The organism is Sphaerisporangium album (assembly GCF_003323745.1).
In the GTDB taxonomy this organism is placed as follows: Bacteria; Actinomycetota; Actinomycetes; order Streptosporangiales; family Streptosporangiaceae; genus Sphaerisporangium; species Sphaerisporangium album.
On the sequence record NZ_QOIL01000032.1, the window covers coordinates 17,779 to 31,491 of the forward strand.

General features: G+C 71.1%; 13 protein-coding genes. 9 read left to right on the top strand and 4 right to left on the bottom strand.

Annotation, left to right across the window (positions count from 1 at the left end; translation table 11 throughout):
• Positions 1 to 200: 200 nt before the first annotated feature.
• The 3 genes from DQ384_RS37270 to DQ384_RS37280 all read right to left on the bottom strand — a co-directional run bounded on the left by DQ384_RS37270 (position 201) and on the right by DQ384_RS37280 (position 2,837).
• Complete coding sequence (locus tag DQ384_RS37270; protein WP_114033641.1) at positions 201 to 1,469, bottom strand: C39 family peptidase; 1,269 nt, start codon at positions 1,467 to 1,469, stop codon at positions 201 to 203.
• 208 nt (positions 1,470 to 1,677) lie between these two features.
• Positions 1,678 to 2,112: a PIN-like domain-containing protein gene (locus tag DQ384_RS37275; RefSeq protein WP_181871628.1), complete on the bottom strand. Its 435-nt coding sequence runs from the start codon at positions 2,110 to 2,112 to the stop codon at positions 1,678 to 1,680.
• Complete coding sequence (locus DQ384_RS37280; RefSeq protein WP_114033592.1) at positions 2,109 to 2,837, bottom strand: MerR family transcriptional regulator; 729 nt, start codon at positions 2,835 to 2,837, stop codon at positions 2,109 to 2,111. Before DQ384_RS37280 ends, DQ384_RS37275 begins: the two co-directional genes overlap by 4 nt.
• A 269-nt stretch (positions 2,838 to 3,106) precedes the next feature.
• Between DQ384_RS37280 and DQ384_RS37285 the strand changes: the two genes are divergently transcribed.
• On the top strand, positions 3,107 to 5,197 hold the full coding sequence (locus tag DQ384_RS37285; protein WP_114033593.1) for a phosphocholine-specific phospholipase C: 2,091 nt from the start codon (positions 3,107 to 3,109) through the stop codon (positions 5,195 to 5,197).
• A 59-nt stretch (positions 5,198 to 5,256) separates the two neighbouring features.
• On the opposite strand, the gene DQ384_RS37290 is transcribed toward DQ384_RS37285, so the two are convergent.
• Positions 5,257 to 6,780 (bottom strand): APC family permease, encoded by a 1,524-nt coding sequence (locus DQ384_RS37290; protein WP_220183347.1) that lies wholly within the window; start codon positions 6,778 to 6,780, stop codon positions 5,257 to 5,259.
• A 400-nt stretch (positions 6,781 to 7,180) separates the two neighbouring features.
• On the opposite strand from DQ384_RS37290, the gene DQ384_RS37295 reads away from it, so the two are divergent.
• The 8 genes from DQ384_RS37295 to DQ384_RS37335 all read left to right on the top strand — a co-directional run bounded on the left by DQ384_RS37295 (position 7,181) and on the right by DQ384_RS37335 (position 13,682).
• A complete protein-coding gene (locus DQ384_RS37295; protein WP_114033595.1) occupies positions 7,181 to 8,446 on the top strand; it encodes a class-III pyridoxal-phosphate-dependent aminotransferase in 1,266 nt (421 codons plus the stop codon).
• The gene (locus DQ384_RS37300) at positions 8,443 to 10,017 is read left to right on the top strand and encodes an aldehyde dehydrogenase family protein (RefSeq protein ID WP_114033596.1); all 1,575 of its coding nucleotides are present in this window, start codon (positions 8,443 to 8,445) and stop codon (positions 10,015 to 10,017) included. The genes DQ384_RS37295 and DQ384_RS37300 overlap by 4 nt, the downstream gene beginning before the upstream one ends.
• A gap of 2 nt (positions 10,018 to 10,019) precedes the next feature.
• Complete coding sequence (locus DQ384_RS37305; protein WP_114033597.1) at positions 10,020 to 10,643, top strand: BMC domain-containing protein; 624 nt, start codon at positions 10,020 to 10,022, stop codon at positions 10,641 to 10,643.
• Entirely contained in the window at positions 10,640 to 11,143 is a 504-nt protein-coding gene (locus DQ384_RS37310) for a hypothetical protein (RefSeq protein WP_114033598.1), read from the top strand. The genes DQ384_RS37305 and DQ384_RS37310 overlap by 4 nt, the downstream gene beginning before the upstream one ends.
• On the top strand, positions 11,143 to 11,391 hold the full coding sequence (locus DQ384_RS37315) for a EutN/CcmL family microcompartment protein (RefSeq protein WP_114033599.1): 249 nt from the start codon (positions 11,143 to 11,145) through the stop codon (positions 11,389 to 11,391). Before DQ384_RS37310 ends, DQ384_RS37315 begins: the two co-directional genes overlap by 1 nt.
• A gap of 70 nt (positions 11,392 to 11,461) precedes the next feature.
• Positions 11,462 to 11,746: a BMC domain-containing protein gene (locus DQ384_RS37320; protein ID WP_114033600.1), complete on the top strand. Its 285-nt coding sequence runs from the start codon at positions 11,462 to 11,464 to the stop codon at positions 11,744 to 11,746.
• On the top strand, positions 11,739 to 12,455 hold the full coding sequence (locus tag DQ384_RS41850) for a hypothetical protein (RefSeq protein ID WP_245967054.1): 717 nt from the start codon (positions 11,739 to 11,741) through the stop codon (positions 12,453 to 12,455). Before DQ384_RS37320 ends, DQ384_RS41850 begins: the two co-directional genes overlap by 8 nt.
• A gap of 225 nt (positions 12,456 to 12,680) precedes the next feature.
• Positions 12,681 to 13,682: a phosphotransferase enzyme family protein gene (locus tag DQ384_RS37335; protein ID WP_114033603.1), complete on the top strand. Its 1,002-nt coding sequence runs from the start codon at positions 12,681 to 12,683 to the stop codon at positions 13,680 to 13,682.
• The last annotated feature ends 31 nt before the right edge of the window (positions 13,683 to 13,713 follow it).

Below are 13,713 nucleotides of genomic sequence, written 5' to 3' on the forward strand. Positions count from 1 at the left end.
ATTCGATGCGACAAACGGCGATAACCTCCTCTTGGCATGCATTTAGCTCGCTATTATGCTTTTTGATTCGATATTTCCCGCTTTGTCCTGATATAAAGCGCGATCCGATGGGCCGCGGGCGGCTCCCGTCCCGGCCGTCCGCGGCCTCCCGGCAGTCCTCGGTGCGGCGCATCGCCGGGATGCGCCGCACCGTCAGAACGTCACCAGTTGGGCTGTCCCGGCACGGGGACCGCCGGCAGGGGACGGTTCGGCGGGTGGATGACGTACACGATGCCGCCGCTGCCGGTGCTGCGCAGCCAGACCTTCTCGAAGTTGGCGCGGGGGTAGACCCGGCGCACGGCGTCGTTGGACGGCGACGCCGGGTCGTTGGCGATCACGTCGCCCGTGGCGGTGAAGCCGATGATCACCATGAGGTGTCCGTTCGTGCCGTAGCCCGCGCCGGGCAGCTCCGCCTCCTCGAACGACTGCGAGGTGATCACCGGAATGCCGGCGGCGATCAGGCGCTCCATCTCGGTCAGCGACCGCAGCCGGGTGACGAACCCGTCGAGCCCGTACCGGCCGGCGTACGCGGTGTTGAACGGCCAGTTGCCCGCGCCCTGGTAGGCGTGGTCGTAGGTGTACCGGGCCGCGTAGTCGACCTCGGGGTTGGGGTCGGACGGGTCCACCCAGGAGGTGTCCGCGGCGCTCGGCCACTTGCCCCAGTACCCGAGGACCATGGTGGTCGAGGTGGGGCTGCACCACGCCTCGCCGCCGCCGTCCCACTCGGGGTAGTGGCCCTGGTGGATGCTCTGCGAACGCCGGGGCACCGGCAGCTCGACCCCCCACGCGCCGCCGCCGGGGCTGACCGGGACCTCCGTCCGGTCGGGGACGGCCGACGACATCGCGCCGAGCGTCCGCACGACCGGGCGCACGGACGAGCCGGGCGTGCGGTACAGGGTGAGGCGGAGCTGGTAGGCGGAGATGGCCTTGCCGGACTTCGCGGCGAAGGTGTCGACGTAGACGGTGCCGTCGGCGTCGCCCTGCCCGGGCAGCGAGGTGCGGCGGATGTCGCCCTCGCCGTACGCCCAGCGGCCCAGCACGTACCACTTGGTCAGGCCGCCGGTGTGCCGCCCGCGCATCTCGACCTGCAGCCAGCTCCCGGCCGGGGTGTCGGCCGTCCAGGAGGCGACCAGCTCGGTGGCGGAGAACCCGACGGGACGCTCCCTTCCGGTCCAGCGGGCGTACTCCCAGGTCTTGGTGCCGAGCGCGTCGGTGTAGGTCGTCGTCCCGGCGGGGGACCCGAAGGTCAGGCGGTCACCGGCGTACACGCCCTCGGCGGTGCCCGTGGGGAACGACTCGCGCTTGTAGACGACGTCCACCACCGGAGCGGGACGCGGTTTCCCGCGCGCCGCGACGGCGTCCGCGGCGACGGGAGAGGGGATGAGGGTGCTCGAAAGTACGGCGAAGAGGAACACGGCCAGCACGCGCATGAACTCCACCTTGCCTCGGGGGGCTCTCGACGCCGCCGACCGTAGGCGCTACACGCTGTTCCCGCATCGGGAGTTTTACGTATCGCGGTGCCCGCCCGTGCGAACCCTTGTCAGGCGCCGGCCATCGCCGTGGTCTTCAGACCCGCCAGAGCCCGCCCCGGCCTGGGACACGCCGCTCTCCAGGGCGGACATCCGGTTTCATGGAAACTCATTCGCGCGGCCGCTCGGCGCAGTCGAGAACCAGACGGTCCAGCCCGTGAAGTGCGAGGCGGTGCACCCAGGGACCGGGGACCGTCACCAGTTCATGGATCTCCGGCAGATGCCGCTCGAAGAGCTGGATCATCACGCGCATGCTCATGTTGTTGTTACCGAACACCACGTATCGCGCGGCGTTGCGGCACACCGCTTGGCGTTCGAGTGCGTTGCGAAGGATGTTCCGATCCGCGCCGATGAGGATGCGGCCGTCCGCCGTGGCCTCCGCGATCCATGTCGTGTCGGCGACGCTCTCGGCGGGCTTGACGCCGTATCGGTCGTTGATGGTCTGGACGTCCTTCACCAACTGCCTGACAGCGTCTGTGAAGCGCCTGCCCTGGGTGCTGCGGTCGAGGAAAAGTCTCAGAGGGGGAAGTGGGGGATGGATCACGCCGCCAGCAGCCCGTCCCGCTGCGCGACCTCGGTCACCTGGTCTACAGGAAGGCCGAAGTCGCCGGCCACGTCTTCGATGGTCTCGCGAGCCCTGAGCATGTTCTGGACCACGTAAAGCGGCGTGCCGGTGGCGGTGAAATAGGGCTTCCCGAAGTTGGTGCGCAGGTCGGCCGCGATCCGCGCGACCTCGTATCCGGGCAGCAGGACGGACCGGGCATAGTCCTCGTCGTATGTGATCTGTTGCAGATACTGCTCGATGACCTGCCTGAAGACGTACTGCCCGTCCTTCAGCACGATGAGGTCACGCGCGCCGTGGCGGGCCTCGTCGTCGATCTCACCTCTGGCGCTGACCTCCCACAGGAGCTGGGCGCCCGCCAGGTACAGCTTGCGGGAGGCCAGGGCGTGTTCGACGCCGATCTTGTCGCGGACGAGTTCGAGCGCCGGACGGATCTGCTGGAGCGGCATGCGTGCCTTGCGGAGCGCGGACAGGAACATGCCTTCGGCGAGGCCGATGAAGGGGATGGAGGGTCCTCCGCGTTTCTCCGGAGGAAGGTCGGTGATCAGCGGCTCTCCGCGTACCGGTGGCCTGTCGCGGTACTCCTGGTGGTAACCCTTGACCCATCGCCGCAAAGTGGTGTCGCGCACGTCGAGATAGCGCGCCGCCTCCGCGGTCGTGTAGAGCGGCACGGTGAACCGGGCGTCGTCGGATTGGGCGGTCGCCATGCGCTCAGCGTAGTGGAGCCGCCCCGCGTCACCCGGCGGAACGGTCACCGGCTGCGGCGGGGGTTCTGATCTGGGCCGCCGGAAGCATGTGTACGCCCTCGTGGATGGCGGGTCGCGCCTGTTCGCGGGCCGGGATGCGGGCCGGGCGCTTCGGTGGGGCCGGGTAATAAGCGATTCTGTCACCTTTGGGCAACCTTGCGCTCAGCGGGTGGATCATCACGGTTGGGAGGATCTGTGGCGTCCTGCTCCGCTGACCGGAAGAGAACCCCATGACTGACGGACCCTCTCGCCGCAGGTTCCTGGCGCTCGGCGCCGGAGCCGTGGGCGGCGCCGCCGTGGCGTCGCTGCTGCCGCCCTCCGTCCACGCCGCGATGGCCATGCCCGCTCCCCGGGGCGGCCTGTCCGCCGTCAAGCACGTGGTCTTCCTCATGCAGGAGAACCGGTCGTTCGACCACTACTTCGGCACGCTGCGCGGCGTGCGCGGGTTCGGGGACAGGAACGCGGTGGACCTGCGCGGCGGAGGGACGGTGTTCGAGCAGCCGGGTGGCCCGGCGGGGCACGTGCTGCCGTTCCCGGTGAAGGACGCCGCCGACCTCGTCGGCAAGGACCTGCAGTGGATCAACGCACTGCCGCACGGCTGGACCGACGGCCAGCGGGCCGCCGCCGCGGGCTGGCACGACGGGTGGATCGCCGCCAAGACGCCGGCCACCATGGCGTACTACCAGCGGCAGGACATCCCGCTTCAGTACGAGCTGGCCGACACCTTCACGATCTGCGACCAGTACCACTGCTCGGTGCTGTCCTCCACGAGCCCGAACCGCAACTACCACGTCAGCGGCCACACCGGCTACGAGCCCGGCACGACCAGGCGGGCCATCGACAACGCGGCCTACAACGAGGACACCCACGCCGGATACGACTGGTCCAACGCCGGGGAGATCCTGGAGGCCGCCGGGCACTCCTGGAAGGTCTACCAGGAGATGGACAACTACGAGGACAACAACCTGGAGTTCTTCGCCCGCTTCCGGCGGATCGCGCGCGCCGCGCTCCAGGGCGACTACCAGAGCCTCGACTCGTTCTACTCCGCCCTCGGACGGGCGTCCTCGCCGGAGGAGCAGCAGCGGATGCTGGCCCGGCTGGAGGAGGGCGTGGCCAAGCTGAGCCCCGCCGACCGGTCGCTGTACGAGAAGGCCCTGCGGCGCGGCCTGCCGGGCACGCTGGCCCAGAGCTTCCGCGCCGACGTCGAGGCCGGGCGGCTGCCCAAGGTGAGCTACATCGTGCCCTCGGCGGCCGACTCCGAGCACCCGAGCGCGTCCTCGCCCGCGCAGAGCGCCGTGATCACCTACGACATCCTCGACGCCATCGCCTCCAACCCGGACGTCTGGCGCTCGACCGTGCTGTTCCTCACCTTCGACGAGAACGACGGCTTCTACGACCACGTCCCGCCGCCGCTGCCGCCCGCCGACCGGGTCGAGGACTTCTACGACGGCCACCCGATCGGCCTCGGCATGCGCGTGCCGATGACGATCGTCTCGCCGTGGACGGTCGGCGGTTACGTCTGCTCGCAGACCTTCGACCACAGCTCGACGGTGCGGTTCCTTGAGACCTGGCTGGGCGTCCGCTTCCCCGACATCACCCCGTGGCGCCGTACCGTGGCCGGCGACCTGACCTCGGCCTTCGACTTCGGAGCCGGCGGTCACCGGCCCGATCTCACCGCCCCCGGCCCGGTGCCGCCCTTCACCGGCCGCTGGCGGCCCGCGCCTCCCGCCGGGCAGAAGATGCCGGTCCAGGAGGCGGGCACGCGCCCCGCCCGCTCGCTGCCGTACCAGCCGGACGCCTGGGGCCGCGTGGTGGACGGGAAGGTGAGGCTGCGGCTGGCCAACTCCGGCGAGCGGAGCGTCCACATGACGCTGTTCCCGTACGCGGGGGAGTTCGACCTGCCCGTCCACGTGGACGTGCTCGGCTCGGCCGAGCTGGACGTGCCCGTGAGGAACGGCTCCTACGACTTCACGCTGACCGGCCCGAACGGGTTCCGCCGCGAGTTCACCGGCTCGCCGGCGGGCGCGGCGTCCGGCCTCGTCGTCGAGCCGGAGATCCGCGGGAAGCAGCGCAGCCTGACGCTGACCGTCACCAACACCGGCGCGGCGAAGGTGGACGTGGGGATCGCCCCGCTGGCGTACGGCGACCGGCGGGACGAGCGGGCCTTCACCCTCAAGCCCGGCCAGGACAAGCACGTGACCTGGCACTGCGACGACCACGAGGGCTGGTACGACCTGCGCGTCACCTGCGCGCAGGACGCCTCCTACGGCCGCCGCCTCATGGGCCACATCGAGAACGGCCGCGCCAGCGTCACAGGCTGAGCGGAGACACGAGGGTGCGCCGTCCGGGGCGGACGGCGCACCCTGCCCGGACGCGGGGATCAGTCGCGCTCGACGGTCTCCTCCAGGACGATCCTGCCGATGATGTCGTACTTCGCCGGGTTCCTCGTCTTCAGGTAGAGGGCCAGGCCGACGCCGAGCACGGCGAAGGCGAGCACGATCCACGGGATCAGCCGGAAGAGCAGGGCGTCGGACGCGGCGCCCGCGGCGGCCTCCTGGTTCTGGAAGAGCAGGAACACGACGTACAGCATCGCGATCCCTCCGGCGAGCGGCGCGACCAGCGTGCGCCACACGTTGGCCGTCTCCGGATGCTTCTTCTTGACGTGGAAGTAGCCGATGACCGCGAACGAGCACAGCGACTGCACGATCAGGATCGCCAGCGTGCCGAGGACGGCCAGCAGCGTGTACATGTGGACGTAGGGGTCCATGCCGGTGAAGAAGAACGCCAGGACCAGCACGACCGAGATCGCCGTCTGCACGAACCCGGCGATGTGCGGCGAGCCGTGACTGGGGTGGGTGCGCCCGAGGGTGCGGGCGGTGCCGGGCACCAGGTTCTCGCGGCCGAGCGCGTACAGGTAGCGCGAGGCGCAGTTGTGGAAAGCCATCGAGCAGGCGAACGACCCCGTCAGGATGAGGATCTTGAACAGGTCGACCGCCCACGCGCCCACGAGCTCGCCGGTGGGGTTGAAGAACACCCCGGCGAACTCCTTGGCCGCGATGGCGGGCGCGCCGGCGCCGTTGGCGGCGACGGTCATCCAGGAGACGAAGACGTAGAACAGGCCGATGCCGACCACGGAGACCAGCGTCGCGCGGGGGACGATGCGCTTGGGGTCGCGCGACTCCTCGCCGTACATCGCGGTGGACTCGAAGCCGACCCACGACCAGAAGCACATGAACAGCCCCAGCCCGACCGCGCCGCCCACCAGGCCGTTGGTGCTGAAGGCGCCGGCCGGGTTCAGCGTGTCCGCCATCAGCCCGTCGGGACCGCCGCCGTGGAACAGCGTCACCACCGAGGTGAGGCCCAGCATGAGGATCTCGGTCACCAGGAACACGCCGAGGACCTTGGCGGTCAGGTTGATGTCGAAGTACGTGAGCACCGCGTTCAGCGCGAGGCCGAAGAAGGCGAACCACAGCCAGTGGATGTCCACGTGGGCCAGCGACTTGAAGGTGTCGTTGGCCGAGTAGGCGAAGAAGCCGATGATGGACGCCTCGAACACGACGTACGCCATCGTCGCCAGCAGGCCGGCCACCATGCCGGCGATCTGGCCGAGGCCGTGCGAGATGTAGCCGTAGAACGCGCCGGCGGCGGTGATGTGCTTGGCCATCGCCACGTAGCCCACCGAGAACACGGTGAGCACGATGGTCGCGACGAGATAGCCGGCTGGGACGCCGATGCCGTTGCCGAAGCCGAGGGCCATCGGGACGTTGCCGGTCATGGCCGTGATCGGGGCGGCGGTGGCGACCGCCATGAAGATGACCCCGAGCAGGCCGACGGCGTTCTTGCGCAGGCGTTGGACCTCTACCGCCGGACGTGTCGTCGCCGCGGGCTGTTCAGTGGTGCTCACAACCGTGCCCTTCCGGGGAAACAGCGTCGTACGGACATCATGCGGACGCCGTACGGAGTCGTACAGGGATAGCGGGGCGCGCCGGGTCGGCGGCGGCCGTGAACGAACCAGGAGCGGACCGAATCGGCCTGGACCCGATCGCCTTTGATCCGATCCATTCGATCCCAGGGCGCTACGGCGGTGGTCTCCCATCGGCGATGCGCACCGTAGGCCTCCTGCGTGGGACGCCCTCGGCGTGGGCCGAGACACGTCGAGGTGCGCAAATGCTGCCATTTAAGGCCTGATCCAAGCAATACCCTTCATGTTTACGAATCCTCACAAGTTGGACCATTGACGCTTACGGTCTGTGTGGGTGAGTATTCGGTCCTACCGATTAGTAGACCGAACCGATGGGACCGGGATGCTGGACTACGGCTTGTTCGCCTACGCGTCCAAGGACGAGGTTCTCGAGAAGTCCTCCACGTACTGGAACCCGGGGAAGACCCGGTTCTGGGTCGACTCCGGGGTGCCGCTGGTCATCGACCGCAGGGAGGGCTACTACCTGTACGACGTCTCGGGCAAGCGCCTGATCGACGTCCACCTCAACGGCGGCACCTACAACGTCGGCCACCGCAACCCCGAGGTCATGGACGCCCTGCGCCAGGCCATGGACCGCTTCGACATCGGCAACCACCACTTCCCGTCCCTGGCCCGCACCGCCCTGGCCGAGGCGCTGATCACCACCGGCCCCGAGGGGCTGAGCAAGGTCATCTACGCCAGCGGCGGCGGCGAGGCCATCGACATCGCGCTCAAGACCGCCCGCCACACCACCGGCAAGCGCAAGATCGTGTCGATCGTGAAGGCGTACCACGGGCACACCGGGCTCGCGGTGGGCACCGGCGACGACCGGTTCTCCAAGCTCTTCCTCGCCGACCGGCCCGAGGAGTTCGTCCACGTGCCGTTCAACGACCTCGTGGCCATGGAGGACGCGCTGCGCGACCGGGACGTCGCCGCGGTCATCATGGAGACCATCCCCGCGACGTACGGCTTCCCGCTGCCCGCGCCCGGCTACCTGGAGGCCGTCAAACGGCTGTGCGAGACCCACGACGCGCTGTACATCGCCGACGAGGTGCAGACCGGGCTGATGCGCACCGGCGAGCTGTGGGCGATCACCAAGCACGGCATCCGCCCCGACATCCTCGTCACCGGCAAGGGCATCTCCGGCGGCCTCTACCCGATCGCGGCCGTGCTGGTCAGCGAGCGCTGCGCCGGGTGGCTGACCGAGGACGGCTTCGCGCACATGGCGTCCTTCGGCGGCGCCGAGCTCGGCTGCGTCGCCGCGATGAAGACGCTGGAGATCTGCGACCGGCCCGAGACGCGCTCGATCGTCCACTACGTCAGCGACCTCATCGGGCGGGGCCTAGAGGACATCAGGGCCGACAACCCCGGCTGGTTCACCGGCATCCGGCAGAACGGGCTGGTCATCGGCCTGGAGTTCGACCACCCCGAGGGCGCGAAGTACGTCATGAGACACCTGTACGAGAACGGCGTCTGGGCGATCTTCTCGACCCTCGACCCCCGGGTGTTGCAGTACAAACCCGGCATTCTGCTCGACCCGTCGCTGGCCGAGGAACTACTGGATCGGACGGCCGTCGCCATCGCGCGGGCCGCTAGGGAGGCCAAATGAGCCCGGCGAACGGCCAGGCCGAGACGACGGCGACCGGCCGGGCGGGATGGGGCCGGTCCGACCGGGGGCCGGTCATGCTGGAACGCGCCCGCTGGGCCGCGCGGGCGTTCGCCCGCTACGACAAGGCGTCCGTGGACCGCGTCGTCGCCGCGGTCGCCCGCGTGGCGGCGGACAACGCCGAGCGGTACGCCGAGTGGGCCGTGCGCGAGACCGGGTTCGGCGTCGCCGAGCACAAGACCGTCAAGAACCTCGCCTGCTCGACCGGGCTGGCCGACGCCTACGCCGCCCACGACTACGTGTCCCCGCGCGCCGACGCCGACGAGAAGCTCCTGTCGATCCCGCGCCCCGCAGGGGTGGTCTTCGCCCTGACCCCGTCCACCAACCCGGTCGCCACCGTCTACTTCAAGATCCTCCTGGCCCTGATGACGCGCAACGCGATCGTCATCAGCCCCCACCCGATGGCCCGGCAGTGCTGCGCCGACGCCGCCCGCACCCTCGCGGACGCCGCCGTCGCCGCGGGCGCGCCCGACGGCGTCGTCCAGGTGGTGGAGGAGCCGACGCTGCCGCTCGTCGAGGCCATGATGGCCGACCCCCGCGTGGGCGTCATCGTCGCCACGGGAGGCACCCCGGTCGTCCGCGCCGCCTACCGCTCGGGCAACCCCGCGCTCGGCGTCGGCCCCGGCAACGTCCCCGTCCTGGTCGACCGCACCGCCGACCTGGAGTCCGCCGCGCGCCTGATCGTCGAGAGCAAGAGCTTCGACAACTCGATCCTGTGCACCAACGAGTCCGTCCTCATCGCCGAGGACGCCGTCGCCGACCGGCTCGTCTCGCTCATGCGCGGCGCCCACCCGCTGTCCGGCGAGGAGCGCGACCGCGTCCGCGCCGCGCTGTTCCCCGGCGGCGCGTTCGACACGCGCTTCGTCGGCAAGGACGCCGCCTGGATCGCCCGCGAGGCCGGCGTCCGCGTGCCCGCCGGCACCAAGGTGCTGCTCGCGCCCTTCGACCTCGCCGTCCCGGAGGAGCCGCTCGCCCACGAGAAGCTGTGCCCGGTGCTCGGCTTCACGCGCGTCGACTCCGCCCGGCGCGGCATCGACGCCGCCCGCGCCGTTCTGCGCATCACCGGCGCCGGGCACTCCGCCGCGATCCACAGCACCGACCCCGCGACCATCATGGAGTACGGCGCGAGCGTGCCCGTCCTGCGCGTCTCGGTCAACGCGGGCAACAGCACCGGAAGCTCGGGAATCCATACGAACCTCCCGATATCCATGACCATCGGCACGGGCTTCGTCGGCGGCTCCTCGGCCGGGCACAACCTGCGGCCGGACGACCTGGTCAACTGGACGCGGGTCGCCTACCACGTGGACGCCCCGTTCGGCGACTTCGACCGGCTCGACCCGTGGTCGGCCCCCGCCGGCCCGGTCCCGCGCTACCCCGAGGCCTCCAACGCCCGCACGCCCGCCGCGCCCCCCGCCGTCCCCCGGGACGACCGCTCCGGCGCGCCCCCGGCCGAGCTGCGTGACGAGATCAGACGGCTCATCCTCGAAGAGCTCGCGTCGCTGGTGAGGTCCTGACCATGGCAGAGCTGCGCTCCTTCATCTTCATCGACCAGCTCCAGCCGCAGACCATGTGCTACCTCGGCACGTGGATGCGCGGCGCGCTGCCCCGCCTCAACCAGGCCGCCCAGATCATCGAGATCGCCCCGGGCCTCGACATCGAACCGCTCACCGACGTCGCGCTCAAGCACGCCGACGTGAAGGCCGGCGTCCTGGTCGTGGAGCGGCAGTTCGGGTACCTGGAGTTCCACGGCGCGATCGGCGAGGTCCGCGCCGCCGCGGGCGCGGTGCTGGACGAACTGGGCGCGACCGCCGCCGACGCGGTGCCGCCGCGCATCCTGGCCTCGGAGATCGTGTCCAGCCTGGATGGCCAGCACGCCTTCCTCATCAACAGGAACCGGGTCGGCTCGCTCGCCCTGCCCGGCGAGTCGCTGTTCGTCCTGGAGTGCCAGCCCGCCTCGTACGCGATCCTCGCCGTCAACGAGGCGGAGAAGGCGGCCGAGATCAAGGTCGTGGACTACCGCATGATGGGCGCCACCGGCCGGGTCTACCTCACCGGCCGGGAGTCGGACGTCCGCCAGGCCGCCGACGCCGCCCGCCAGGCGCTGGAGTCGTCGGCCGCCACCCCGGGCAGGCGGTCGTGAGCGCGCCGATCCAGGCCTCCGAGCTGCGCGCCCTGGTCCGCGAGGTGCTGCGCGACCTGCTCCCGGCCGGTGGCCCGGCGGCAGGACCGGCTCCGGCCGAACCGGCCGCCGCGTCCACGTCCGCGTCCACATCGGCGTCCACCTCTGTGGCCGCCCCCCGGCCGCCGGCCGTGCCCGCCGTCGAGCCCGTCGCGATGCGGAACGACGACGACCTCAACGCCTTCGCCCTGCGGGTCCTGGAGCTGGCCTCCGACGTCCGCCGGGCCGCCGCGCTGCGCGAGGGACGGCTGCGCTTCCGCCTCGAAACCGCGCCGGGCGTCCCTCAGGCCGCCGGCGCGCCACCCGCGCACCGGCACGAGAAGGGCGCGGTCACCGAACGGCACGTCGCGGCGGCGGCCTCGGCGGGCGCCCGGCTGGTGCTCGGCCGCCGCGCCGTCCTCACCCCGCTCGCCAAGGAACGCGCCCGCGCCACCGGCGTGGTCGTGGAGAGGGAGGGCTGATGGTCCGCGGCACCGTCACCGCCAGCGTCTGGGCCACCCGGCGCGTCGAGGGCATCCCCGGCGGCGCCTTCCTGGAGGTCGAGCTCGACGGCGGCTCGCACCTGATCGCCTTCGACGTGCTCGGCAGCGGCATCGGCGAGCGCGTGCTGATCGTCCAGGGGTCGGTGGCCGCCTCCTGGTTCCCCGCCGGCAAATCCCCGCCGATCGACGCACTGATCATCGGCTCCATCGACGACGTGCCCCACTGAGCAGCAGTACCCCGACGACCACCACCCCGGCGTGACCCCCACGATCCGGCACAGCGACACAGGAGTACCAATGGCCAACAACGCGATCGGCCTCATCGAGACCAAGGGCTACGTCGCGGCGCTCGCCGCCGCCGACGCCATGGTCAAGGCCGCCAACGTCACCATCGTCGGACGCGAGCAGGTCGGCGCCGGCCTGGTGGCCGTCACCGTCATCGGCGACGTCGGCGCGGTCAAGGCCGCCACCGAGGCCGGGGCCGAGACCGCCTCCAACGTCGGCGAGCTCGTCTCCGTCCACGTCATCCCGCGCCCGCACGCCGACCTGGCCCGCGGCTTCAACGTCTCCACCGGTGAGTAGCACCCCGGCGCCTCGTGCCCGCTCCCGCGCCAAGCCCGCCGCCGCGCCCTCCCCGGACGCGGCCCCCGAGGCGCGGCGCGGGGCGGAGCTGCGGGTCTACCTGCTCGTCGAGAACCTGCGGCGCCAGTTCACCGCGGCGATGGCCGCGCCGACCCGCGCCCGCGGCTACCCCCCGTACGAGGGCCAGCACGCCCTCATCGTGGAGGTCGCCCCGGGCCTCGCCATCGAGCGGGTGATCGACCTCGCGCTGCGCGCGGTGCCCTCCGTCGAGCCCGGCATCCTGTTCGTCGAGCGGCAGTTCGGCGTGCTGGAGGTGCACGGGTCGTCGCTGGAGGACGTGCGCCGCGCGGGCCAGGCGATCCTCGACGGGATCGGCGCGTCCCCGGCCGACCAGCTCAAGCCGCGCATCCTGTACACCGACGTCATCGAGGACATCACCGACCAGCACGCGGTGCTGATCAACCGCAACCGGCAGGCGTCCATGGTGCTGCCGGGGGAGACGCTGCTGGTCTGCGAGATGACCCCCGCCCTGTTCGCGACCGTCGCGGCGAACGAGGCGGAGAAGGCCGCGCCGGACACCACGCTCGTCGACGTGCAGATGATCGGCTCGGCCGGGCGGCTCTACATCAGCGGGCGGGCGGAGTCGGTGCGCGCCGCGCGCGACGCCATCGTCGGCGTCCTGTCCGCGGTGGAGGGCCGCGACCACTGACGCGACCGCGGACACGACCACCGACGTGACGACCGGCGCGATCATCCACGAGCACGGACGCGACGACCGGCGCGATCATTGACGCGGGCCACGGGCGGCCGCCGGCGCGACCGCTGTGCGGCGACCCTCTGGATGCGCGGCGTCGTAACCGTGAGCATGGGAGCCGTGACCGCGAGGCCGACCAAGCGAGCCGCGCGAGAGAGCCGCGAGCATGAGGAGGGGCTGATGGAGGTCCACGATCTGTCAGGGGGCGGCGAGGTGCTGTCCCGCGTCGGGCTGGTGGCCCGGCGGGCGCTGCCGAGCTACGGCCTGTCGCCCGAGGCGACGGTCACGCTCCTCAACGTGTCCGAGAACGCGACGTTTCTCGTGGACGACGCGGGCACGCGCACGGTGCTGCGCGTCCACAGGCTCGCCTACCACTCGCCCCAGGCGATCCTCTCCGAGCTGGACTGGCAGTCGGCCCTGCGCGACGAGGCCGGCGTGCGCACCCCCGCGGTGCTGCCCGCCCTGGACGGCTCGCGCGTGGTGACCGTCGAGGACCCGGGCGCGGCGCCCCGCAACTGCGTCATGTTCGAATGGGTGCCCGGCGCGGAGCCGCCAGAGGAGCGCCTGGTCGAGCACTTCGAGCCGCTCGGCGCCATCACCGCGCGCATGCACCTGCACGCCCGCCGCTGGCGGAGGCCGGACGCGTTCACCCGCTTCCGCTGGGACGAGGACGCCGCGTTCGGCCCGGCGCCGCGCTGGGGCAGGTGGCAGGACGGGGCGGGCGTCGACGGCGAGGCGCACCAGGTGCTGGCCCGGCTGGAGTCGGCCCTGCGCGACCGGCTCGCCCGGTACGGCAAGGGGCCCGAGCGGTTCGGGCTCATCCACGCCGACCTGCGCCTGGCCAACCTCCTGGTCGACGGCGCCGCCGGCACCACCGTCATCGACTTCGACGACTGCGGCCTCGGCTGGTACATGTACGACCTCGGCGCCGCCGTCAGCTTCATCGAGCACCACCCCAAGGTCCCCGAGATGATCGACGCCTGGGTCCGCGGCTACCGGGCCGTCCACGCTCTCCCCGAGGAGGACGCGCGCGAGATCTGGACCTTCGTCATGTTCCGCCGGCTCCTGCTCGTCGCCTGGATCGGCTCGCACTCGGCGGTCGACGTCGCCCGCGAGCTCGGCACCGGCTACACGCTGGGCAGTTGCGAGCTGGCCGAGCGCTATCTGAGCGGTTCCCTCTAGATCCCTGCCGAGCAGGGCAGAGCACCAAGGA

Coding starts and splice junctions, on each gene's coding strand:
- DQ384_RS37270 (WP_114033641.1), bottom strand. CDS start 1,469: ATGCGCGTGCTGGCCGTGTTCCTCTTCGCCGTACTTTCGAGCACCCTC.
- DQ384_RS37280 (WP_114033592.1), bottom strand. CDS start 2,837: ATGGCGACCGCCCAATCCGACGACGCCCGGTTCACCGTGCCGCTCTAC.
- DQ384_RS37285 (WP_114033593.1), top strand. CDS start 3,107: ATGACTGACGGACCCTCTCGCCGCAGGTTCCTGGCGCTCGGCGCCGGA.
- DQ384_RS37295 (WP_114033595.1), top strand. CDS start 7,181: ATGCTGGACTACGGCTTGTTCGCCTACGCGTCCAAGGACGAGGTTCTC.
- DQ384_RS37300 (WP_114033596.1), top strand. CDS start 8,443: ATGAGCCCGGCGAACGGCCAGGCCGAGACGACGGCGACCGGCCGGGCG.
- DQ384_RS37305 (WP_114033597.1), top strand. CDS start 10,020: ATGGCAGAGCTGCGCTCCTTCATCTTCATCGACCAGCTCCAGCCGCAG.
- DQ384_RS37315 (WP_114033599.1), top strand. CDS start 11,143: ATGGTCCGCGGCACCGTCACCGCCAGCGTCTGGGCCACCCGGCGCGTC.
- DQ384_RS37320 (WP_114033600.1), top strand. CDS start 11,462: ATGGCCAACAACGCGATCGGCCTCATCGAGACCAAGGGCTACGTCGCG.
- DQ384_RS37335 (WP_114033603.1), top strand. CDS start 12,681: ATGGAGGTCCACGATCTGTCAGGGGGCGGCGAGGTGCTGTCCCGCGTC.